Source organism: Rhodospirillales bacterium, from assembly GCA_018666775.1.
Lineage (GTDB): Bacteria > Pseudomonadota > Alphaproteobacteria > SMXQ01 > SMXQ01 > JABIXC01.
The window spans coordinates 19,485-41,688 of the sequence record JABIXC010000017.1 but is presented as its reverse complement, the minus strand read 5'-3'; the positions used below and the strand labels follow the sequence as shown (position 1 = coordinate 41,688).

At 52.9% G+C, this 22,204-nt stretch carries 22 protein-coding genes; 12 read left to right on the top strand and 10 right to left on the bottom strand.

All coding sequences use genetic code 11. The features are described from left to right. The first annotated feature begins 4 nt into the window (after nt 1–4). The 6 genes from sufC to HOJ08_08175 are packed head-to-tail and all read left to right on the top strand — an operon-like array spanning nt 5 to nt 4,560. A complete protein-coding gene (gene sufC, locus HOJ08_08200) occupies nt 5–763 on the top strand; it encodes a Fe-S cluster assembly ATPase SufC (protein ID MBT5673415.1) in 759 nt (252 codons plus the stop codon). 9 nt (nt 764–772) lie between these two features. Then, nucleotides 773–2,116 (top strand): Fe-S cluster assembly protein SufD, encoded by a 1,344-nt coding sequence (gene sufD, locus HOJ08_08195; GenBank protein MBT5673414.1) that lies wholly within the window; start codon nt 773–775, stop codon nt 2,114–2,116. Then, on the top strand, nt 2,037–3,374 hold the full coding sequence (locus HOJ08_08190) for a cysteine desulfurase (GenBank protein MBT5673413.1): 1,338 nt from the start codon (nt 2,037–2,039) through the stop codon (nt 3,372–3,374). The genes sufD and HOJ08_08190 overlap by 80 nt, the downstream gene beginning before the upstream one ends. Then, a complete protein-coding gene (locus tag HOJ08_08185) occupies nt 3,371–3,826 on the top strand; it encodes an SUF system NifU family Fe-S cluster assembly protein (GenBank protein ID MBT5673412.1) in 456 nt (151 codons plus the stop codon). The genes HOJ08_08190 and HOJ08_08185 overlap by 4 nt, the downstream gene beginning before the upstream one ends. 12 nt (nt 3,827–3,838) lie before the next feature. Then, nucleotides 3,839–4,198: a DUF59 domain-containing protein gene (locus HOJ08_08180; protein ID MBT5673411.1), complete on the top strand. Its 360-nt coding sequence runs from the start codon at nt 3,839–3,841 to the stop codon at nt 4,196–4,198. Nucleotides 4,199–4,200: 2 nt separating this feature from the next. Next, nucleotides 4,201–4,560, top strand: coding sequence for an iron-sulfur cluster assembly accessory protein (locus HOJ08_08175; protein ID MBT5673410.1), 360 nt, complete (start codon nt 4,201–4,203; stop codon nt 4,558–4,560). A 5-nt stretch (nt 4,561–4,565) separates the two neighbouring features. Here the strand turns inward: HOJ08_08175 and HOJ08_08170 are convergent, their stop codons facing one another. Genes HOJ08_08170 through HOJ08_08160 form a run of 3 tightly spaced genes read right to left on the bottom strand, consistent with a single transcriptional unit; the run spans nt 4,566 to nt 7,274 of the window. Beyond that, a complete protein-coding gene (locus HOJ08_08170) occupies nt 4,566–5,000 on the bottom strand; it encodes a hypothetical protein (GenBank protein MBT5673409.1) in 435 nt (144 codons plus the stop codon). 17 nt (nt 5,001–5,017) lie between these two features. Next, nucleotides 5,018–6,007, bottom strand: a complete 990-nt coding sequence (gene dusA, locus HOJ08_08165; protein ID MBT5673408.1) for a tRNA dihydrouridine(20/20a) synthase DusA — start codon at nt 6,005–6,007, stop codon at nt 5,018–5,020. 4 nt (nt 6,008–6,011) lie between these two features. After that, entirely contained in the window at nt 6,012–7,274 is a 1,263-nt protein-coding gene (locus tag HOJ08_08160; GenBank protein MBT5673407.1) for an NAD(P)/FAD-dependent oxidoreductase, read from the bottom strand. Here HOJ08_08160 and typA point away from each other — a divergent pair. Then, on the top strand, nt 7,258–9,084 hold the full coding sequence (gene typA, locus HOJ08_08155; GenBank protein ID MBT5673406.1) for a translational GTPase TypA: 1,827 nt from the start codon (nt 7,258–7,260) through the stop codon (nt 9,082–9,084). The genes HOJ08_08160 and typA overlap by 17 nt on opposite strands. A gap of 27 nt (nt 9,085–9,111) precedes the next feature. Here typA and HOJ08_08150 read toward each other — a convergent pair whose 3' ends face one another. Then, nucleotides 9,112–9,582 (bottom strand): cupin domain-containing protein, encoded by a 471-nt coding sequence (locus tag HOJ08_08150; protein ID MBT5673405.1) that lies wholly within the window; start codon nt 9,580–9,582, stop codon nt 9,112–9,114. Between the two features lie 99 nt (nt 9,583–9,681). After that, entirely contained in the window at nt 9,682–10,035 is a 354-nt protein-coding gene (locus HOJ08_08145) for a DUF1491 family protein (GenBank protein MBT5673404.1), read from the bottom strand. Nucleotides 10,036–10,124: 89 nt separating this feature from the next. On the opposite strand from HOJ08_08145, the gene HOJ08_08140 reads away from it, so the two are divergent. Beyond that, nucleotides 10,125–10,520: a hypothetical protein gene (locus HOJ08_08140; protein MBT5673403.1), complete on the top strand. Its 396-nt coding sequence runs from the start codon at nt 10,125–10,127 to the stop codon at nt 10,518–10,520. 68 nt (nt 10,521–10,588) lie between these two features. Here the strand turns inward: HOJ08_08140 and HOJ08_08135 are convergent, their stop codons facing one another. Continuing rightward, nucleotides 10,589–11,635 carry an amidohydrolase family protein gene (locus HOJ08_08135; protein ID MBT5673402.1) on the bottom strand — a complete coding sequence of 349 codons (1,047 nt, stop codon included), beginning with the start codon at nt 11,633–11,635 and terminating at the stop codon, nt 10,589–10,591. A 398-nt stretch (nt 11,636–12,033) separates the two neighbouring features. Between HOJ08_08135 and HOJ08_08130 the strand changes: the two genes are divergently transcribed. The 4 genes from HOJ08_08130 to HOJ08_08115 are packed head-to-tail and all read left to right on the top strand — an operon-like array spanning nt 12,034 to nt 16,314. Further along, nucleotides 12,034–14,403, top strand: coding sequence for a xanthine dehydrogenase family protein molybdopterin-binding subunit (locus HOJ08_08130; protein ID MBT5673401.1), 2,370 nt, complete (start codon nt 12,034–12,036; stop codon nt 14,401–14,403). Beyond that, on the top strand, nt 14,403–14,987 hold the full coding sequence (locus HOJ08_08125; GenBank protein MBT5673400.1) for a carbon monoxide dehydrogenase subunit G: 585 nt from the start codon (nt 14,403–14,405) through the stop codon (nt 14,985–14,987). The genes HOJ08_08130 and HOJ08_08125 overlap by 1 nt, the downstream gene beginning before the upstream one ends. Before the next feature lie 36 nt (nt 14,988–15,023). Continuing rightward, the gene (locus HOJ08_08120) at nt 15,024–15,503 is read left to right on the top strand and encodes a (2Fe-2S)-binding protein (protein MBT5673399.1); all 480 of its coding nucleotides are present in this window, start codon (nt 15,024–15,026) and stop codon (nt 15,501–15,503) included. Nucleotides 15,504–15,519: 16 nt separating this feature from the next. Further along, a complete protein-coding gene (locus tag HOJ08_08115; GenBank protein ID MBT5673398.1) occupies nt 15,520–16,314 on the top strand; it encodes a xanthine dehydrogenase family protein subunit M in 795 nt (264 codons plus the stop codon). A gap of 83 nt (nt 16,315–16,397) precedes the next feature. Here the strand turns inward: HOJ08_08115 and HOJ08_08110 are convergent, their stop codons facing one another. The 4 genes from HOJ08_08110 to HOJ08_08095 all read right to left on the bottom strand — a co-directional run bounded on the left by HOJ08_08110 (nt 16,398) and on the right by HOJ08_08095 (nt 22,174). Continuing rightward, a complete protein-coding gene (locus HOJ08_08110; protein ID MBT5673397.1) occupies nt 16,398–17,498 on the bottom strand; it encodes an ABC transporter ATP-binding protein in 1,101 nt (366 codons plus the stop codon). A 29-nt stretch (nt 17,499–17,527) separates the two neighbouring features. Then, nucleotides 17,528–18,838 (bottom strand): RNA polymerase subunit sigma-70, encoded by a 1,311-nt coding sequence (locus HOJ08_08105; GenBank protein MBT5673396.1) that lies wholly within the window; start codon nt 18,836–18,838, stop codon nt 17,528–17,530. 95 nt (nt 18,839–18,933) lie between these two features. After that, on the bottom strand, nt 18,934–20,721 hold the full coding sequence (locus HOJ08_08100; protein ID MBT5673395.1) for an iron ABC transporter permease: 1,788 nt from the start codon (nt 20,719–20,721) through the stop codon (nt 18,934–18,936). Between the two features lie 79 nt (nt 20,722–20,800). Further along, nucleotides 20,801–22,174 (bottom strand): ABC transporter substrate-binding protein, encoded by a 1,374-nt coding sequence (locus HOJ08_08095; GenBank protein ID MBT5673394.1) that lies wholly within the window; start codon nt 22,172–22,174, stop codon nt 20,801–20,803. Between the last annotated feature and the right edge of the window lie 30 nt (nt 22,175–22,204).

The window sequence follows — 22,204 nt, the reverse complement described above, 5'->3', positions numbered from 1 at the left end:
AGAGCTGCTTGAAATTCATGGCCTCCATGCCACCATCGATGGCAAGGAAATCCTCAAAGGGCTGGACCTGATCCTGCCCGCGGGCGAAGTCCACGCCATCATGGGCCCCAATGGTGCGGGCAAATCGACCCTGTCATATCTGTTGTCTGGCCGCGAAGGCTACACGGCAACATCGGGGGAAATTCTGTTCAAAGGCCAAAACCTTTTGGACATGGATACCCATGAACGCGCACAAGCCGGGGTGTTTCTGGCCTTTCAATACCCGGTCGAAATTCCGGGTGTGGCCAATTCTATTTTTCTGAAAGCCGCCGTCAACGCCCAGCGTCAAGCCCGTGGGGAGACACCGCTGGATGCCATGGAGTTTCTCAAACGCGCACGCGTCTCGTTGAAAGCGCTGGATATGGATGACAGTTTCCTGACCCGGCCGATCAATGTCGGGTTTTCCGGCGGCGAAAAGAAACGCAATGAGATTTTTCAGATGCAAATGCTCGCCCCTGCTCTGGCCATTCTTGATGAAACCGATTCAGGCCTTGATATCGATGCCCTGAAACTGGTGGCGCGCGGCGTGAATGACATGCGCGATGCCGGTCGTGGCATGCTGGTCATCACCCATTACCAACGGCTTTTGGACCACATTGTTCCTGACCGCATCCATGTGCTTGCCAATGGCCGGATCGAAAAAAGCGGCGGCAAAGAACTGGCCCTCGAGCTTGAGGCATCAGGCTATGGGGAAATCACATCCGCCAATCAAAGTGTGGCTTAAGAGATCAACATGACAACGCCCATCCAAATCAATGCCAATGAATCAAAAACGGTCGCAGCCCATATCGCGGCCGGTCTTGATGATCTGGTTGGTGCCCCCACATTGCGCAGCGATTCCCTGGCACGCTTTTCGGCATCGGGCCTGCCCAACCGGCGGGTAGAGGCATGGAAATACACCCAGCTGAACACTTTGGCCAAAACCCCATTTCATCCTGTCATCCATGCGCCAAAGGCCAAAACGATACCGGCATTTGATAAATCCTTCCTGCCAGACGACATCGCGGCCCTGTTGGTCTTTGTCGATGGGCATCTTCGCGAAGATCTTTGTGATCTTTCCAATATGGCTGTTTCAGGACTTGCCCTCACCACCCTTGGGGCTGCGCTGAATACTGACTCTCAAAAACTGGAAAGCCACATCAGTGCGGGTGCTGGCATTGCCGATTCCCTGATGGACCTGAATGCCGCCTTCATGACCGATGGCGCCGTCATCACGCTCGGCGATGGCATTATTGTCGAAAAGCCCATTGTTATTGTTTCCCATGCATCAACGCCCGGGGCTGCCGTGCATATGCGCAATGTCATTACCTTGGGCCATGGGGCACAGGCATCCATCATTGAAATCAATGGCCCCGCAATTGGTGAGAGTTTCACCAACACCGTCAGTGATATCACCCTTGGTAAAAATGCCAGCCTGATCCACGGGCGCATCCAGAACGAAGCCGCCCTTGCCATCCATCTGAACCGGGCAAAGGTTGCGCTGGAAGAACGCGCAGAATATTCAAGTTTTGCCTTTGCATCCGGTGCTGCCCTGTCGCGACAGGAAACCGATGTTGCCTTTAATGGCTCCGGGGGCACCGCGCGGCTTTATGGCATCACGCTGGGGCGCGATGGCCAACACATCGATCACACAACGCGGGTTCACCACGGCCAACCTGATTGCGCGACAGAAGAACTGTTCAAATCCGTGCTGGACGATCACGCCCATGGCGTTTTCCAGGGTCGCATCCATGTGGCACCCTACGCCATTGGCACCGATGCTCGGCAAAAAACCCAAACCCTTTTGCTGTCTGGCCGCGCCGTTGCCGATGCCAAGCCCGAACTGGAAATTCTGGCCGATGATGTTCAATGTGCCCATGGTGCCACCGTTGGTGATCTTGATCGTGACGCCCTGTTTTATATGGCCGCCCGGGGCATTCCCCCCAAACAAGCCCGCGACCTTTTGATCGCCGGGTTTATCGAGGATGCCATAGATCGTTTTGGTGCCATTAATGCCAATGCAGCGACCCTTTCAACCCTTTTACGACGCCATTTCCAACATTGGCGCGACACATTGGGGGACAAAGACAATGGCTAAATCCACAGCCATAGAGAATACAGATGGGCTAATCACCGCACCCTTTGATGTCGCATCTGTGCGCGCCCAGTTCCCGATCCTTTCCCGCCAGGTCCATGGCAAACCGCTGGCCTTTCTGGACAGTGCTGCATCGGCCCAAAAGCCTGAATGCGTGATCGATTCCATCACGCACACCTACGAACACACCTATGCCAATGTGCATCGCGGCGTGCATTTATTGTCGGCTGAAACGTCAGAGGCGTATGAAGCGGTCCGGGAAAAGACCCGCGCCTTCATCAATGCTGCCCGTGAAGAAGAAATCATTTTCACCAGCGGGACAACGGCTGCCATCAACATGGTCGCCCAGACATGGGGCCGGGCCAATCTGGGTGAAGGCGATGAAATCCTGATCACGGAAATGGAACACCATTCCAATATCGTGCCATGGCAAATTTTATGCGAAGAAAAAGGCTGCATCCTTCGGGTCATCCCCATTGATGATGACGGCAATCTTGTTTTTGAAAAAATAGAATCCCTGCTGGGCCCACGCACCAAACTGGTTTCCATAACCCAGGTATCCAACGCGCTGGGAACGGTTCTGCCCATCAAGGCCATCACCGAAATGGCGCACCATGCAGGGGCGCTGGTTCTGATTGATGGTGCCCAAGGGGTTCCCCATACCCGGGTGGATATCATCGATCTTGATTGCGATTTCTATGCCTTTTCCGGGCACAAATTATACGGCCCCACTGGCACCGGTGTTCTGTATGGCAAATACGATCTGCTTCAAGCCATGCCACCGTGGCAGGGCGGCGGCGACATGATCCGGACCGTCTCTTTTGAGCACACGGAATATGCCGATCCACCGTATCGATTTGAAGCAGGCACCCCGAACATTGCAGGCGTCATTGGGTTGGGTGCGGCCATTGATTGGTTTGCCGCATTGGATATGCCCGGCCTTGAAGCCCACGAAGCCGATTTGATGGCCTATGGCACCGAACAGCTTTCTCAATTGAAGGGTCTTAAAATTATCGGCAATGCGCCCCAAAAGGCCGCCGTGATTTCTTTCATGCTGGATTACGCCCACCCCCACGACATCGGCACCATTCTTGATGGCGAAGGGGTTGCCATTCGGACCGGACATCATTGTGCCCAGCCGGTGATGGATCGCTTGAAAATTCCGGCCACGGCACGGGCGTCCTTTGGGGTTTATACCAACCGGGCCGATATAGATGCGCTGGTTGGGGCAATCGACAAAGTCAGGGAGTTGTTTGGCTGATGACAGATATGCGTGACCTTTATCAGGAAGTGATCCTGGATCATTCCAAAAGCCCCCGGAACTTTGGCCACATTGATCCGTCCAACCGGGAATCCAAGGGCCACAATCCGCTCTGTGGGGATCGCTTTACCATTTATGCATTGGTCGAAGATGACCGCATCAAGGACGTCAGCTTTGAAGGCAATGGCTGCGCCATTTCCACGGCGTCGGCCTCCATGATGACAGAAATGTTGAAAGGCCTGACCATCAAAGAGGCCCAGAACGTTTTCGAACGGTTTCACAATGCCATGACCGGCAATGATGAAGGCGATGCATTAGATGATGGATTGGAAAAATTACAGGTGCTGGCCGGTGTTCGCGATTATCCCATGCGGGTTAAATGCGCAACGCTTGCCTGGCACACCCTGAAAGCCGCCCTAGAAAATGCCAGCGACACGGTCGTTACGGAGTAGATCATGGATGAAATGAACCCACAGGCCATCACAGAAGAAGCGCCGATTGGCACGGCACACACGGGGAACCAGACCCTGCAGCAACCCATAAGGGACATGCTGTGCACCATCTGTGATCCGGAAATACCCGTTAATATTTATGAATTGGGCCTGATCTACAGTGTTGATATCAACGACGAAGGCGATGTCAAATTGATCATGACCCTGACCACACCCAATTGCCCGGTGGCCGAATCCATGCCGGGCGAAGTTGAAAACAAGGTCTCCACCGTCCCCGGCGTGCGCAATGTTGATCTGGAACTGGTCTGGGAACCAACCTGGACGCCAGAACGCATGTCAGAAGCAGCAAAACTTGAATTGGGGTTTATCTGATCATGAGCGAAACAACACCCACGAATGAACGGCCCAAACCGGTCAACCTGACCCAGGCAGCAGCCGATCAAGTTCAAAAAATTCTGGATAAATCAGACAAACCGGCACTGGGGTTGCGCATCAGCGTTGGCGAAGGCGGATGCTCTGGCAAAACCTATGTCATGGATTACGCATTTGAAATTGGCGCCAATGACGACGTGGTCGAAGACCGGGGCATGACCATCGTCATTGATCCTATGGCTGCCCTGTTTATTTTCGGCACCGAAATTGACTACGAAGTTAAACACCTGCAATCAGGGTTCGTTTTCCGCAATCCCAATGAGACCGGCCGGTGTGGCTGCGGCGAATCCTTCAGTATCTAGCCCCGTTACCAATTAGCGGTCTTAACCCCTTCACCGCCAAACCGGGTTGCGAAATAGCCGATGAAAAGGCCTATCAACGCGCCCTCGGCAACAAACCAATAGGGCGATACAAATAACCCATCGGCCCCAAAGGTAGCGTGTAACATTGCCTTCATCGGTTCATAGGCAAAGAACGTCAAAACAAAATTCAGCCACGCGCCCAGAACCGGATCACGCACCCACCATGGCATAGGAATCTTCAGCACCGGGTGGTGTGTAAAGATGCCAAACACCCCGATGATTGCGCCAAAGGTCGTGTACCACAGCAAAATGCCCCATCGCAGGTGCGAGCTTGCCTCTGGCCACAAATGCGGCAAAACGAAAAAACCGATTAACCCGATACCAAACCCGATACCTTTACCAACACCCACACGGGTCATCAAAGATGGATTTCCAAACATGCCGATCTCCTGATTTGTTAATGGGCCTGCAAGCGTATTTCTTCAGGGATTGCCGCTGCTGCGTGCATCAATAATTCCGGGCGGGCATTGTCGAGCCGGGCTTTTTCCGTCAGCATCCTGCGCCACGCCCTTGCACCTGGAACCCCTTGGAACAACCCTAGCATATGACGGGTGATATCCATAAGCCGCCCGCCTGCGCTGATATGGTCATCGGCATAATCAACCATGTCGGCAATGATCGCATTCCGGGTAAGACCGGTTGGGGGATCACCGAATATTTGCGCATCGGCGCGCGCCAGCATCCACGGGTTGTGATAGGCGGCCCTGCCAATCATAACCCCATCAACATGATCCAGGTGATGGCGGACCGCATCAAGGTCTAAAATGCCCCCATTGATGACGATTTCAAGGTCGGGCAATTCTGCTTTCAAACGATAGACATCTTCGGGGCGAAGGGGTGGAATGTCCCTGTTTTCCTTTGGGCTGAGCCCTGAAAGAACCGCTTTTCGGGCATGCACCGTAAAGGATGTGATGCCCCCCTTTTGCACAGTAGTAATAAAATCCAGAAGGTCATCATAAGAATCCCGGTCATCAATGCCGATCCGGCATTTCACCGTCACGGGAATGCCGCCTGACATCATGGCTGAAACGCATTCTGCCACCAGAGCGGGTTCTGCCATCAAACATGCGCCGAACCGCCCTGATTGCACACGGTCAGATGGACAGCCAACATTCAGATTGATCTCATCATAGCCAAGGTCCGCCGCCAGCTTTGCGCAGGTCGCCAATTCTTCTCCATCCGATCCCCCGACCTGGAGCGCCAAGGGATGTTCGCTGGCATCAAAGCCCAAAAGCTTTTCCTGATCCCCGTGGATAATCGCCGCCGTGGTGATCATTTCTGTATACAGCAAGGTGCGGGCGGTTATTCGGCGCAGGAAAAAACGCTCATGTCGATCGGTCCAATCCATCATTGGGGCAACGGAAAGACGGTGGTTGATGGTGCCCATGGCTTTAGGCCTCTAAGGCGCTGCGAACCGCACCGGCAATGGCCAGTGATCCGGTCAGGCCCGGTGATTCAATGCCATACAGATTTACCAATCCGGGCACGCCATGCTCATTGGGGCCTTGAACCATAAAATCCATTGCAGGTTCACCGGGGGCCTGAATTTTTGGACGGATGCCAGAATAGGCCGGCTGCAAACTGTCATCGGGAAGCCCCGGCCAATAGCGGCGCACGGCTTCGTAAAATCCTTCGCACCGTTTTGGGTCCACATCGTAATTGATGTCATCAACCCATTCGACATCGGGACCGAATTTTGCCTGACCACCAAGATCAAGGGTCAAATGCACCCCAAGGCCCGCCGCTTCGGGGGCGGGATAAATCAAATGGCTAAACGGGCTGCGTTCCGAACAGAAAAAATAATTTCCCTTGGCAAAATGCCGGGGCGGGATGGTGCTGGGGTCAAGCCCATTAATCGCACTCGCAACCACTTGTGCAAACAGACCCGCCGAATTAACGACGCTTTTGGCGAGCAGGGTTGTGGGCTGTTCCCCCCCGATGCTTAGCGCGATGCCCCCATCGGTTACGCGCCCGGCAACAAGCGGGCTTTTGAACGCGATCATGGCACCATTATCTTCGGCGTCCCCTTGATAGGCGAGCATCAATCCATGGCTATCGATGATCCCGGTCGATGGGGAATACAATGCCCCAACGCAATTCAGGTCAGGCTCTAATGCCTTGGCTGCATCTCCATCGAGCCATTGAATGTCATCAACACCATTGGCAAGCGCCTTGGCCTGAATTTCGGCCATGCCATCAATTTGGCTTTCATCACTGGCGACGATCAATTTACCGCATCGCCTGAAATCAACCCCCCGGGATTCGCAATATGGGTAGAGCAATTTGCGCCCTTCAACACAAAATTTCGCCTTCAAACTGTCTTTGGGATAATAGATGCCCGCATGGATAACTTCGGAATTTCGCGAAGATGTGCCCAAACCAATAGCGTCTTCTGCCTCAAGGACGATAACTTCGCGTCCAGCCATGGCCATTTCACGTGCCACGGCCAATCCCACGACACCCGCGCCAATAACGATTAAGTCTACGTTTTCTGCGATTTTTCGTCTCCTTGGGCACAAAATCTTTCCGCATTGGGTATACGGCGGCAAAGAAGGTCGGTCAATCTTGATCGTTAACCTTGATCCCAGCCAGAAGATCACTATGTTTGCGCATCCCAACACCTGAAAGTAAGAAAAAATGGACCTTCGTAACATCGCCATCATTGCCCATGTTGATCATGGCAAAACCACCCTCGTCGACTGCTTGTTGCAACAAGCAGGCACGTTTCGCGAAGGCCAAAAGGTCGCCGAACGCGCCATGGATTCCGGCGATATCGAACGCGAACGCGGGATCACTATTCTTGCCAAATGCACCTCCCTTGTCTGGAAGGATACGCGGCTCAACATCGTCGACACTCCGGGCCATGCGGATTTTGGTGGAGAGGTCGAACGCATCCTGTCCATGGTTGACGGCGTGGTTGTCCTTGTCGATGCCGCCGAAGGGCCAATGCCCCAGACCAAATTTGTTCTTGGCAAAGCACTCGCCCTTGGGCTCAAGCCCATCGTTGTCATCAATAAAACCGACCGGCCAGATGCCAGGCCCTTTGATGTTCAAAATGAAGTCTTTGATCTTATGGCAGCCCTTGGCGCCAATGAAGAACAACTCGATTTCCCAACCCTGTTTGCATCGGCAAAACAAGGCTGGGCAGCAGCAGAGCCTACTGGCCCCCATGAAAACATGAACCCCCTTCTTGATCTGGTTGTCAGCGATGTCCGGGCGCCAAATGTGGAAGCCGGTGAACCCTTGCGCCTTTTGGTCACCATCCTTTCCTACGACCCCTATCTTGGCCGGATTTTAACCGGGCGGATTCAAAGCGGGTCCATCAAGGCCAATCAGGATGTTAAATCTATTGATCGTGAAGGTAACCCTGTCGAGTCCAGCCGGGTTACCCGCCTGCTCGCCTTTCGGGGTTTGGAACGCGTGCCTGTTGAAGAAGCCCAAGCTGGCGACATTGTCGCGGTTGCCGGGCTTGGAAAAACATCGGTTGCAGATACCATTTGTGATCTTGCCGAAACCCGGCCCATTGCAGCAACCCCGGTTGATCCGCCAACGCTGGCCATGACGTTCTCTATCAATGATTCGCCCCTGGCCGGACAAGAGGGCGACAAAGTGACATCGCGCATGATTGCCGCGCGCCTTGAACGCGAAGCCGAAGGCAACGTTGCCATCCGCATTGGCAAAACACAAAGTGGCAGTGAATTTGAAGTTGCAGGCCGGGGTGAGCTACAAATTTCTGTGTTGATCGAAACCATGCGACGCGAAGGCTTTGAACTGGCCGTCAGCCGCCCCCGGGTTTTGTTCAAGGAAGACCCAGAAACCGGGAAACGGATGGAGCCTATCGAAGAAGTTGTGATTGACGTCGATGATGAATTTTCAGGCTCCGTTGTTGAAAAACTGAGCCAACGACGCGCCGATCTTGTGGAAATCCGCCCATCGGGTGGCGGCAAGCAACGCCTTGTCTTTCACGCACCTACCCGGGCATTGATTGGCTATCATTCTGAATTTTTGACCGACACCCGTGGCACCGGCATCATGAACCGTCTGTTTCATGAATATGCCCCCCACAAAGGTTCCATTGCGGATCGCCATTCCGGGGTTCTGGTCTCAATCGGACAAGGCTCCACCGTTGCATTCGCGCTTTGGAATCTGGAAGATCGTGGACGCCTGTTCTTAGGTGCCGGTGAGCAAGTGTATGCGGGCATGGTTATTGGCGAACACAGTCGCGGCAATGATCTTGAAGTTAATCCGCTGAAGGCAAAAAATCTGACCAATACCCGGGCATCGGGAAAGGATGAAGCGGTCACCCTGACCACGCCCATCCGGTTCTCTCTGGAAGAAGCCATCGCCTATATTGCAGACGATGAATTGGTTGAGGTTACGCCAAAGGCCTTCCGGCTGCGCAAGCGCCAGCTGGATGCCGTAGATCGCAAACGCACCGCGCGCCAAAAAGCGACTACTGAATAGAGTTTAGGCCAACCAGCAGAACTGGCCTTATTTGACCACCGCGTTATAGGTCTGATCCATGTTACCCGCATCGGCGAGCTTGCGCTCAGAGGTATCTGTGCGCCCGGATGTTTCTGCTCCGGGAACGTGGAATCCCTGAACCAGCATCACTTCCGCTTCGCCTTCACCGATGTTCTCAAACCAGTACCGTGCGTTGCGGGGAATGATCACCCCTTCCATGGGGCCGCATTCGCTGATCACAACATCTTCGGGACCGTAGAACCGGATGCGTCCCGACAAGACCGTGAACATGCCATCGACGCGTGAATGATAATGCAGGTTATTTTCCCCACCATCTTTGATCACCTGAACCATGCCCCGAATATGATCGGTCTGGCCAAGACGAACAGAAACCTTTGCCCGATCAAAGCCCTCTGGCTTGGTGTAGCTGAATTTGACCACGCTGTTTTCAGCTTCAATGTGGTCTGCTTCGGTAATTTCTTCTCGCATGCTGCTCATCTTTATTTCTTCCCTATTTTCTGGCCCTGTTTGGCCTATTTCGTTGCAAACAGTGTAACAGGTTTTTTAACGCCTGCCAGAACATCAAAAGACGCCCCTCTACCCCTGATCCAGCACGGTGCCGCTAATTTCATAGGTTCCATCCCGGTCCATGACCTCCAAAGCCCAAATATCGGGGTCAAAATCGCCTTGGCGGGCAATATAGGCGTCCGCATCCCCATCACTGACGGGTTCCGGGCCAAGGGGCCGATACCAGGCCAGCTCACCGGTGCCAGAGGTTGCCGTAGTTTGGGCCAAAACATCGGCCATGCCACCTCTGTCTACAATTTTGACAATAATCGTCCCGCCATCGTCATCGCCCCGGCGCAAAACCGTAAAAATACGCCCCTCCAGATCGGCAAGACGCAACTGGGCCTTAACCCAGATGCCCGGTTTGATGCGGGGAACAAGCATTACGACACCCCTTGATACGATGGATGGCGGGGCTGGCGATTTTCAAAAATCATTCGTATAATAAGGAAAAACATTAAGGGAGTAACACCATGATCAAAATGAAGGGGCTAACCCATTTCACCATCCCCGTGAAAGATCTGCAACGATCCAAAGCGTTCTATTGCGACACCTTGGGCTTTGATTTCGTCCGCGAAAACAAACACATGGTTTTCTGCAAATGTCTGAGCGATTATTTCGTTCTGACCTATTCTGAAAAACCCATCGATCCCAACCCCACCGATGTCCACGATATCCACACCGCATTTTATGTCGATGCCGATGAATATGACCGCTCACTTGTCTATCTGGCGGAAAAAGGCATCAAAGTCTTCAAGGATGAAGAACGCCACGGCGATGCAACCTTTACCGGGCGCAGCGCCTATTTCCATGATCCCGACAGCAATGTTCTGGAACTCCACGATTCCGATAAGGGCATCGCACCGTAGGTGCCGCACAGTCATTAAAAAGGGCGGTGCCTATGCGCACCGCCCTTTTTTATGCCTGAAAGCCCGGATTACAGGCCGTAAAGGACCTCGGAATTGGGGCCAAGGATCTTGTTGATGCTGGTTTCATTGACCTTGCCGTTATCGCGCAGCATACGCAGGGCTTCGATTTCGGCAGAGGTGTCTGTGTGGCCATAATCAGTGCCCACAACCAGATTGTCGTCCCCAACCCGATCAATGATGTAGGGGATATCATCGGTCATCTCGATGGTGACAAAGATGTTGTTGTCTTTCAGGGGGTCCGAAGACAATCGTTTACCCTTACGCTTCAGGCGCTTTTCCGCATCAATCAAGGCGTAGGGCACCCAACTGGCACTGGCTTCAATCAACCCCCAACGCACACCGGGAAACCGTTTTGGTACTTCGAATTCCAAAAGCCCGTGAAAGGCGGCAATCATGGACAGCTTGAATTTGGCAAAATTATGGGGTTCCAGGAATTTGTGGTTCTGAAACGACCCGTTTCCCGCATGGAAGGTCACCGCAAGGTCCAGATCCTGTGCGGCTTCATATAAGGGATCGAAATAGGTTTCAAACATCCCTCTTTCGCATTCAAAGGGGCGCACAAAGATAGAAACCGCGCCGTTTGCCTTGGCAAATTCAAGTTCTTCGCGCAATTTATGCAGGGAATTCAACGGCGCCATAGCCGCCCAGGGCAGCCGGTCCGGCGCCTGTTTCCAGATATCTGCCAGCCATTGATTATAGGAATGATACAGCGCGAATTCCCCCGCCGCATCGGGCGAACAGGGAGACAGGAAAATGGTCGGATACAGCACCTGAACATCAATGCCCAACTGGTCCATATGATCCAGCCTGCTTTTGACATTGGTCAGATTGCGCGATTCCGGGTCAAGATCCTCTACATTGATGTTGCGATCCGCTGGCTGGACATGGGTGCCAACCATCCACCATTCTTTGGAAACTGCCCCGCGATTGGTATGACCGAAAACCCCGTCAACTTGCTGAAGCACCATGGGCTGATACTGGCGGTCTGCCTCTGACAGGTATTGCCAGGTTGCCTCGTTTTCAATCACATGGGCATCGGCATCGATGACGGTCATAGCGGTTTCTCCCGTTTTTTGGGCAATGCCCAATTTATTAGCTTTCTACACAATTTATAGCGCAGAAAAGGCCCTTGGGAAACGCCCAGACCAAAAATCTTTTTTATTTTAAAAAATCTTTTAATTACATGTAATTGAGAATGATTGTTAATTTTCTTAATTAAGATAAATTTCATGAAACCAATGCCCCTCACCGCCCCCATTTATAAAATACGAAACAGTGTTAATTATGCTTTCCTATACGGGGGTGAAGGCTATAAAATCCGGCCTCAATCAAGGTGTCCCCTTAATTCAGGGCACCCACCAACGGGTTCCGTAACACCTCTTTAGGGCCCCTTTTTATGGGATGGCCCTGCATTGATGGGGTGCGGGGTCCGCAAAGGACAAAAGCAGGAATCATGACAGGTAGCACTGAAGGATTTGCAGAAAAATTTGGGGTTGGACAGCCGGTCCGACGCAAAGAAGATCAGCGCCTTTTGACCGGTGGCGGCCAGTATTCTGATGATATCAATCTGGAAGGCCAGGCCCATCTTGCCTTTTTACGCTCCCCTTATGCCCATGCCCGCATCATTGGCATCAATACTGATGCCGCACTGAAAGCCCCCGGCGTGATTGGGGTCTATACAGGCAGCGATCTGGAAGCCGATGGTGTTGGCCGGTTTTCTGTCGATGTTCCCTTAAAAGAACTGGATGGGACCCCGCTTTTCAAGACCCGTCGCCTGCCCATGCCGACCGACAAGGCGCGATATGCAGGTGAGCCCCTTGCCATGGTCATCGCCGAGACCGCCAATCAGGCTAAGGATGCCGCCGAATTGATCGAATTGGATGTCGAAGAACTGACCGCCATTGTGACGGCCAAACAGGGCCTGGCCGAAGGCGCGCCCGCCATTCATGACGAAAATCCCGATAACTGCGCGCTGCATTGGGAAAATGACACCTCTGATGCCTATGACGCGGTGGCAGCTTTGGCCCATAAAATTGTTTCTGTTGATCTGATCAACAACCGACTGGTGCCGGTCCCCATGGAACCAAAGGTCTGCACCGCAGCCATTGATACCGATACAGGCCTGATGACCGTCTACACCCCCCATCAGGGTGGTAACCGGGTGCAAACGGCTGTCGCCGAGTTTCTCTATGACGATGATATCGATAAGGTTCGCCAGTTTTCGGACAATACAGGGGGTGGTTTTGGCACCCGGTCGAAAATTTATCCCGAAACCATTGCTGTGGCCTATGCCGCCAAAAAGCTGAACCGCACGGTCAAATGGTCCGGCGATCGTTCTGAAACCTTTGTCTCCGACCTTCACGGGCGCGATCAGGTCAATGATGCCGAAATGGCCTTTGACGAAAATGGCAAAGTGCTGGGCATGAAAATTCTGACCCACGTCAATATTGGCTCTTGGGTCACCGAAAACAGCTGTCGCTGTGGCGTTGACGGCGGCGGGCGCATCGTTGGCGGCTGTTATGACATTCCGGTGCTGTATTATTCCTGCAAGAACGTGATGACCAACACGGTATCCACCGATACCTATCGCGGCGCGGGCCGGCCTGAGGCCAATTACATTGTTGAACGGTTGATGCAGACCGCATCAAAGGAACTGGGCATTGATGCCGGAGAACTTCGCAAGCGCAATTACATGACCGATTTCCCCTATGCCACCCAGATGGGCCTGAGCATTGATTGCGGCGATTTTGCTGGCTGTCAGGATATGGCCGTGAAAGCTGCCAAGTGGGACACATTCGAAGCCCGGCGCGCCCAATCAGCAAAACATGGCCGCCTCCGTGGCATTGGCATGGGCTCTTTTCTGGAAGGTGCCGGAGGGCGCCCCGAAGAGGTTATGCGTGTGCGTTTCGAAGACGACGGCACCGTCACCATCTTTTCTGGCACCTTTTCCCACGGCCAAGGCCATGCCACGGTTTATTCCCAGATCATTTCCGAAAAAATGGGTGTGCCCTTTGATTCCATCAATCTGGTTCAAGGCGATACTGACACCCAGCCCGAAGGGTCGGCCGGCACCTTCGGTTCAAGATCGTCACAAATGGGCGGGGTTGGCATTCTTCGGGCCTGTGATGCCATCATTGAAAAAGGCAAGAAAATCGCCGGGCATCTTTTGCAGGCGGGCGAGGATGACATTGCCTTTGACGCAGGTGAATTCAAATCCAAAACGGGCTCTGTCACCATCGATGAAGTAGCTAAAGCCGCCCATGACCCATCAAAATTACCCGATGACATGGAACCGGAACTGGATGAAACCTATCTTTATGCGCGCCCCGGTGGCCGCGCAGACATGAGCTTCCCCAATGGCTGCCATATCTGTGAAGTTGAAGTGGACCCGGAAACCGGATTAATCGAAATGCAGGCCTTTACCGCCGCCGATGATTGCGGTGTGGTTCTCAACCCCCTGATTGTTCACGGCCAGGTCCATGGTGGTGTCGCCCAGGGTATTGGCCAGGCCATGACCGAAAATCTGGTCTATGACGAAGAAACCGGCCAATTGCTGACCGGTTCCTTCATGGATTATGGCATGCCCCGAGCCCATCATTTTTCACACATGGAAGCCCTGTTCAATCCTGTCCCCAGCACCAACAATGAGCTTGGGGTCAAGGGTGCGGGCGAAGCCGGGTGTTGCGGTGCACCACCGGCCTTTGTTCATGCTGTGTTAAATGCCCTGGAGCCGATGGGCGTGAATACCATTGATATGCCATTGACCCCCAATCGGGTATGGTATGCCATCAATCAGGCACGTACGAAGGGAATAACCGAATAATGGATATGACAGGCGAACAACGCATTCCTGCCCCCCAGAAAGAAGTCTGGGAAGCCCTTAACGATGTCGAGATTCTGAAACTGGCCATCCCCGGATGCCAGGAAGTGGATAAAAAGTCAGACACCGAATTCACGGCCAAGGTGAAGCTTTCCATTGGCCCTGTAAAAGCCAGTTTTTCTGGCGAAGTGACCTTAAGCGACATTGATGCGCCCAACGGCTATACCCTGACCGGTCAGGGTTCAGGGGGCGTTGCTGGTTTTGGTAAGGGTGAGGCCAAGGTATTGCTTCGTGAAGAAGATGGCGAAACCATCATTACCTATACGGCGCACGCCAGTGTCGGCGGAAAATTGGCCCAAATCGGCCAACGGTTGATCGACAGCACAGCTAAAAAGCTTGCAGGACAGTTTTTCAAGAGCTTTGAAGCCTATTTCGCAGACAAAAATAAAGAGACAGATGCCGGTTCTGCGGCACCAGCCCAACCGGCAACACCTAATACAGGACAGAATTCCGCAAATAGCTGCCAAATTCTGTTCTGGGGGCTTGCAGCAGCAGGCCTAACCGTGCTTTGGATACTACACACTTAAGTGCATAATCAGGGCGGCAACAAAAGGAGGGAACCCTTGGCCACGACAAAAGTCAGTATGACCGTAAACGGCAAGAATGTATCTGCGGACGTCGAAGACCGTACACTTCTTGTTCAATACATTAGAGAACATCTGGGCCTGACAGGGACCCATGTGGGCTGTGACACATCCCAATGCGGGTGCTGCAATGTGCATCTCAACGGCGAAGCCGTTAAGTCTTGCACCATTTTTGCAGCTCAGTGCGAAGGGGCCGATGTGGTTTCCATCGAAGGACTGGCGTCCGGCGATAATGAACTTCATCCCATGCAAAAGGCCTTTTGGGAACATCATGGTCTGCAATGCGGATTCTGTACCCCGGGCATGGTGATGGTGGGATGTGATATCGCACGCCGCATTCCCGATGCCGATGAAGCAACCATCCGCCAGGAACTGGAAGGCAACATCTGCCGCTGTACTGGCTATCAACACATCGTTGAAGCCATCGAAAGTGGTATCAAAGCCATGAACAAGGGCTGAGCCAGGGAGAAAACAAATGTACGAATTTAACTATCACCGCCCCGCCAGCCTCGATGAAGCGGCCAAAATAGCCGCCGATGCTGAGGATCGCAAATTGCTTGCGGGTGGCATGACCTTGATCCCTTCCATGAAGCTTCGCCTTGCATCACCCAGTGATCTGGTTGATCTGGGCGGCGTCGATGGGCTCAACACCATTTCAGTTTCCGCTGACACCGTCTCTATCGGTGCCATGACTCGCCATGTGGCCGTCAACACCTCCGCTGATGTACAAAAGGCCATTCCGGCCTTGGCGGCCCTTGCTGGCGGTATTGGCGATCCAAGCGTTCGCAATCGTGGTACCATGGGTGGATCGGTTGCCAATTCTGATCCCGCTGCTGATTATCCTGCAGGCGTGCTTGGGCTTGGGGCTACAATAGAAACCAACAGCCGCAAAATCGCTGCCGATGATTTCTTCCTCGACTTGTTTGAAACGGCGCTGGAAGAAGGCGAAATTATCACCGCCATTCACTTCCCCATTCCCGATGCCGCCGCTTACATAAAATTCCCCCAACCCGCATCCGGGTTTGCCATGGTTGGTGCATTTGTTGCCAAATTTGGCAGTGATGTCCGTCTGGCCATTACGGGTGCAAAGGAATGTGTGTTCCGAGCAACGGATATGGAAAAAGCCCTTTCCGCCAATTTCTCAGCCGATGCCATTGATGGTATTGCTTACGGCGAAGACGACTTGATGTCTGATATTCATTGTGGTTCTGATTACCGAGCCCACCTGATTTCTGTCATGGCCAAGCGCGCTGTGGAATCCGCCAGCTAAATATCTTTGTCGAACAAAATTAAAAAGGGCGGCACCTCTTGCAGGTGCCGCCCTTTTTTTAATCTTACGCGTTTGTGACTGGCTTACCGGGAAAGTGCTCGGCAGCAATCAGCCGGAATTTCAATGCGCACCACTTCGCCTTCGGTGAAGTCCGTTGAGGGATGCATTTTCAGACGCAGCGATGAATCCTTCAATGCAATGCGGTATTCCTTCGAATCCCCCATAAACATGGCGACGGATACTTTGCCTTCCAAAATATTTTCACCGCTTATGGCGTCCTTTGCCGGAATGACATTCACATCTTCGGGACGCACAACGACAACCACATTGTCCCCCGTGGTGGAACCATTGGGCAGGCTGCATCGGATGATGCCATTGGCCGTTTCAACTTCGCCCATGCCACCCTTGCTGGCGGCGGTCCGCACCTTGCCTTCGATGAAATTGGTCAAACCAATGAAATCAGCAACAAAACGAACTTTGGGGGTCTGATAAATCTCGGTCGGGGACCCTTCTTGTACGATCAAGCCTTCTTCCATGACCGCAATCACATCAGACATGGTCAATGCTTCTAACTGATCATGGGTCACATAAATGGTGGTGATGCCAAGCCGTTTTACAAGATCGCGAATTTCCGTTCTGGTTTCTTCACGAAGCTTTGCATCAAGGTTTGAAAGCGGTTCATCCAGCAACAAAACCTGAGGTTCGCGAACCAACGCCCGGGCCAATGCCAGACGCTGTTGCTGGCCACCGGAAAGAAACGGTGCCGGGCGATCTTCGTAGCCAACAAGCTGCACCAGTTCCAGTGCCTTCAAGACCTTTTCGCGGATTTCTGCTTTTGTGAAGCGCCCCTTCATTTCCTGCAAGGGGAAGGCCACGTTGTTGAAAACGTCCATGTGGGGCCAAATGGCATAGCTTTGAAATACCATCCCAATGTCGCGCCTGTACGCCGGGACCATGGTGTGGTTATCGGCAGAAAACACCACCTGATTATTGATTGAGATGGTCCCGCCCGATGGCCGTTCCAAACCCGCCAGAGAGCGCAGCGTGGTCGTCTTGCCACAACCGGATGGGCCCAACATCGTATAAAATTGCCCTTCGGCAACATTGATGTTGATTCCGCGCACCGCGTGAACCCTGCCTTCGGTACTTTCATAGTGAACATGGAGGTTTTCAATTTTAATCATGTCAGACTCTCTTGTTAGTAATTATGCAATCAAGCATGAGGGGTGTATTCAATTACGTCCAGTCCCTTGAAACGATCAAGGAGGTAAATAATGCCGCGATCATCCAGATCAACATCATTGCTTTGAACCGATTGATGGCCTTTAACACCATCGCGGCCTGTACTTGGCTCTGGAATAAAGGATCCAACTTCCGTGGGCAGCATGGGATCGGCGATATCGACAATCCGCAACCCCCCTGCAAACCATGTTGCGTAAACCAGGGTATCGGTCATTTTTTCACGGAATTGATGGGCGCCAAACCGTTCCCCTGAATTAATGGCCATTTTGGCATAGGGGCTGTCCCCTTCTTCCATGGAGAACGTGGAGATGGGTTTTGGGTTGGTCCGGTCTTCGACATCGAACACCCACATGTAGGCATGCATTTGGCCCACATACGGGCTGCTGCCTTCTTCATCAATGGCCAACGCAATTTCGCGACCCGCCACCTTGAAAGGCACACGCATAAAGGTGTGGCTTACTTCGCGGACAGGGGGGTGATAATCGTAATGGCAAAATGTCTTTGGGTTTTTGATGTCGCTGATATCAATGCCCGCAAGGCCACCGCCCCAGCAGCCTGCCCACAGTTCATCCCCTGAACGCAATGCATGGTGCAACCGCACATAAGCCCCGGGCCAGGTGGGCGTTTCACCCGCAGCCGTGTTTTGACCGGGCAACCACCAACGCGAAACCTCTTGCGGGCTTGACGGGTTGGTGATGTCATAGATCACCAGAATATTGCCGACAAAGCCTTCCATTTCGGTGGAAATATAAGCGTAATTTTCATCCATATCGAAGCGATGCGCGCCCTTGCCAAAGGTCTTTTCAAAATGAAGATGCTTTGGTGCGGATTTATCCGAAATATCCCACATATGAAAACCGCCTTCATCGTAATTGGTGGCGTTTTCAACGCGGATCATTTCCGGAATGTCTTCGGCGTTGGCCCCAACCTCTTTTGCCAATTCTTCGTGGCTTGCTGGCCGACCCAACGTTTTTTCCAAAGAAAGCTGTGCCCCGCGTACCTTGCGCGCTTTGCCCATGGAACCCCGATACCAGAATTCTGCATTGGTAATCATGGTGTTGCCAGCAACCCGCACTTTGTGGCTGTGGGAATGATCGTTTGGCAGTTCTACCTTGCCAACCATCTTAGGTTTCCGGGGGTCTGAAATATCATAGATTGAGGTGCCAAAAGGCGGTTCCATATGGGCAATATAGAGAAAATTGCCATCGGTCCTGACCTGGCCGCCACCTTCAATGTCCAGACGACATATATGGCGGGTATTGTGGGTAATTGGTCCGCTCATTTACGCTACGCTCTCCCCGATATTCAGCCCTTTTGGGCCGTTTTTTATATTAAAGCTATTGTCCTTCATTCCCTTGGCTAGCGCAAGCGCGCCCCCTACTTCTTGGCATCACCCTGAATTTTGGTGGAGGACCCAAATGCGTATGACCGGACCGCAAGGGTGATCAGCATCAAAAGCAGGATCATCAAGACCCCAAGTGCCCCCACAGCCTGAATTTCACCTTCGTCCCACATGTTCCATATCAAAACTGCCAAAACTTGATTTTCTGGCCCTTCATAGAGGATCAGCGGCAAAGATGCCGAACGCACAACATGAAGCATGACCCATATCCAGACACCGACAAAGGATGGCAACAGTAGTGGGAAAAACACCCGCACCATGGTTCGCCATTGGCGCGCACCGGAAACATGGGCCGCCTCTTCCAGTTCTTTATGGATTTGCATGATGGCTGCGTTCATCGCCCGGGTGCCGTATGAAATGTAGCTGATGATGAAGACAATACAAATGCCCCACAGGCTGCCAAACAGCGTAATGCCGATCTTGTCGCCTTGCAAAAACACCCACATAAAGGCCAGCCCCAAAACGATGCCCGGAATGGCATGGGGCATAAATGCCAATTGATCCAGTAATTTCCTGGCAACGAATTTTGACCGCACGACCACCAAAGCCACAAGAAATGACAGCAAGACCGTGCCGGTGGAGGTCACCACCACCAACATGATGGTGTTCCAGATGGAAATGCCAATCCACTGGTCATCGCCAAGACCCCAGTAATGCTCCGTCGTCATTGTCCCGAAAATCTCCCAGCTGGGGGCTTGGACGAAGGGCAAGAGAGAGACGTATAAAAACACGAAGAACGGCAAAATGATGGAAAACAGCAAGAACAGACCCGCCCCCAAAAAGGCCAGCCACTTCCAAGAGCCCAGTGACGTCAACCGGGGGCGATAGCCCTTTCCGGTAACGATGGAATACCGTTCCTGATGGGCAATCACCCGGGAATAGGCAATGGTAGCAATCACCGCCACCACCATATAGATCATCGCCAATGCATTGGCCTTGCCGTACGCGGGCAACACGGTTGCCGTTTGGTGAATGGCATAAATCTTGGTTGAAAACACGAAAATATCAGCGGGCATGCCCAAAATGCCCGGCACCTCGAACACTTCAAATGCCGTGATGAATTGATAGATAACAATGGCCACCAAACCCGGCAACATCAGCCGGATGGTTACCTTCCGAAGGGTTGAACCTGGATTGGCGCCAGACATATAGGCAGCCTCTTCCAAAGACGGATCCATGGAACGCAGCAATGGCACCAGCATCAGAAACGCTGTGGGCACCAAACGCAGGCCTTCAACAAAGATCATCCCGCCAATGGAATAGATGTTGATGGGGTCCATGGGGATGCCCAAGGTCTCCGTAAAAAAGGTGTTCAGGAAGCCAACCCGGGGCGATAACAGCAACACCCACGCCATGGCCTGCAACATGCCCGGCATGGCCAGCGTCATGGGCACGCCTGCATAAATCCATACTTTCCCGGGAACATCCGTGCGTTCCACAAGCCACGCCAGACACGCCGCCATGGTAATCCCCAACGCCGTCGCCCCGGTGACATAAACAAAGGTGTTGTAAAACAGCGAATAGGTGGATGGGTCCCACCAGACATCAAAATAATTTTCAAAATCAAGCTCTGAAAGCGTTATGTCCGTTGGCACCTGGGCACTGGAGAGAGACCCCAAAATCAGAAAGATAAAGGGTAGCCCAACCATGATCAGGATCAGGAAGAACAAGGCCCAATGCCATGGGTTGAACCTGCGAAGCCTTGATTTCAACCTGACCATCAGCCCGGCTTGTGCTGGCCCATTAAATGTATCAACTGCCATTAAAATTCCTTAGGCCAATTGCGCAAGGCCGCCCCGACGCCATTATATGCGCCGGGGCCGTCTTGGATGACAATTGGTACTAGTTACACTTGATGTATTTGGCTTCGCCGCCGCCTGCTGGATATTTTACCTTGCAGGTCATGCCGACCTTCATATCCTTGCGCTTGGCTGATTTTCCGCCGACTTCAATTTTGGTCCGGCTTCTTGAAACCTTGGCCTTGTCTTTTTTGCCATTGACCGTGAAATGGATGCGACGACCACCCCGTTTAACGGCTTCAAGCTTGACCGTAACGATGCTGGCCTTGGGTGGGATATATCCCCCACCACCGAGCCACAATGGGTTCCAGAATTTGGCCAGACGAACCGACGTTGCCGCCGAATCGGTGCCGTGAACGGCCAGGGCCTTACCCTTGACGCTTGCGGGCCAACGGATGAATTCCTTGCCCTGCAATCCCTTGTGAACGGGCGTCGATTTATTGGCCCAATATTGTGCAATCTGGCCTTCTTTTGACAAGAACCAGTTGACCCAGATTTTCGCACCATTGATATGGGGTGCATTCTTGAACACACCCAATTCAGACACGGTGTTGACCACCGGTGTCGGGCAATGATGGCCAATGGGCGCACCCTTGTCATGAAGCGGTGCAACCCGGTTCATGGCCGATGGGATTGCCGCATCGCCTTCACCCAGAATGACAAGCTGCAACAGGCCGCTCATGCCTTCTTTGCGAAGCTGAGGCTTCAGGCCCTTCATCATCTTGGTCGTGAAATCACGGCCCCAGTCATCGCCCTTGGCTTCCCACAGGTTCAACAGCCAGTTATTGGGCCGGTTGCCGATCAGAAGTTTTTTACCGCCAAAGCGCTTTGAATTGACCAGATCATCCCAGGTTTTGGGCAGATCAGATTTTTTGACCCGCTTGGTGTTATACGACATGCACCAATAACGTGACCGCGTTGCCGCAGCAATATGGTCTTTTTGTTTGGTGGCATCGGGCACTGCCGATTTATAGGTGGGAATATCAGCAAGGCTGTGGAATGCGTTTGCATTGCGGAACAAATAGACGTTGCCAGAAAGCCCCATGACGATATCGGTCAGATAACGGCCTTCCTTGAAGGCTGCCAAAGGCCGGATATACCGTCTGCCGGCGCCGCGAACCTCTGAATGTTTCAGCTCGATCCCGGGATAGCGTTCTTTCCAGATGTCATTCATCTTCTTCCATGCTTTCGGCCGCATGGTGGTGTAGATCTTGACAATCTTTTCCTTGTTCCGTGCTGTCTTCAGCCATGCCTTTGGAACCGTCAGTTCCTGATCCACACCTTTCAGGATGGATGCATTCAGCTTTAAGGCCTTGAGCATTTTCTGCGTTGTTTTGGGCAGGTCAGCCGCATTTGCCAGCGGTGCCATGCCAATTCCTGCCGCAACCGTGGCGGCAATCATCATCATGCGTTTCATGAATAGTCCCTTCCCTGTCATATCTATATG

Coding starts and splice junctions, on each gene's coding strand:
- HOJ08_08100 (MBT5673395.1), bottom strand. CDS start 20,721: ATGGCAGTTGATACATTTAATGGGCCAGCACAAGCCGGGCTGATGGTC.
- HOJ08_08135 (MBT5673402.1), bottom strand. CDS start 11,635: ATGACCGTCATCGATGCCGATGCCCATGTGATTGAAAACGAGGCAACC.
- HOJ08_08105 (MBT5673396.1), bottom strand. CDS start 18,838: ATGAGCGGACCAATTACCCACAATACCCGCCATATATGTCGTCTGGAC.
- HOJ08_08115 (MBT5673398.1), top strand. CDS start 15,520: ATGTACGAATTTAACTATCACCGCCCCGCCAGCCTCGATGAAGCGGCC.
- sufD (MBT5673414.1), top strand. CDS start 773: ATGACAACGCCCATCCAAATCAATGCCAATGAATCAAAAACGGTCGCA.
- HOJ08_08130 (MBT5673401.1), top strand. CDS start 12,034: ATGACAGGTAGCACTGAAGGATTTGCAGAAAAATTTGGGGTTGGACAG.
- HOJ08_08140 (MBT5673403.1), top strand. CDS start 10,125: ATGATCAAAATGAAGGGGCTAACCCATTTCACCATCCCCGTGAAAGAT.
- HOJ08_08095 (MBT5673394.1), bottom strand. CDS start 22,174: ATGAAACGCATGATGATGATTGCCGCCACGGTTGCGGCAGGAATTGGC.
- typA (MBT5673406.1), top strand. CDS start 7,258: ATGGACCTTCGTAACATCGCCATCATTGCCCATGTTGATCATGGCAAA.
- HOJ08_08190 (MBT5673413.1), top strand. CDS start 2,037: ATGCAGCGACCCTTTCAACCCTTTTACGACGCCATTTCCAACATTGGC.
- HOJ08_08145 (MBT5673404.1), bottom strand. CDS start 10,035: ATGCTTGTTCCCCGCATCAAACCGGGCATCTGGGTTAAGGCCCAGTTG.
- HOJ08_08175 (MBT5673410.1), top strand. CDS start 4,201: ATGAGCGAAACAACACCCACGAATGAACGGCCCAAACCGGTCAACCTG.
- HOJ08_08180 (MBT5673411.1), top strand. CDS start 3,839: ATGAACCCACAGGCCATCACAGAAGAAGCGCCGATTGGCACGGCACAC.
- HOJ08_08150 (MBT5673405.1), bottom strand. CDS start 9,582: ATGAGCAGCATGCGAGAAGAAATTACCGAAGCAGACCACATTGAAGCT.
- HOJ08_08110 (MBT5673397.1), bottom strand. CDS start 17,498: ATGATTAAAATTGAAAACCTCCATGTTCACTATGAAAGTACCGAAGGC.
- HOJ08_08125 (MBT5673400.1), top strand. CDS start 14,403: ATGGATATGACAGGCGAACAACGCATTCCTGCCCCCCAGAAAGAAGTC.
- HOJ08_08170 (MBT5673409.1), bottom strand. CDS start 5,000: ATGTTTGGAAATCCATCTTTGATGACCCGTGTGGGTGTTGGTAAAGGT.
- dusA (MBT5673408.1), bottom strand. CDS start 6,007: ATGGGCACCATCAACCACCGTCTTTCCGTTGCCCCAATGATGGATTGG.
- HOJ08_08160 (MBT5673407.1), bottom strand. CDS start 7,274: ATGTTACGAAGGTCCATTTTTTCTTACTTTCAGGTGTTGGGATGCGCA.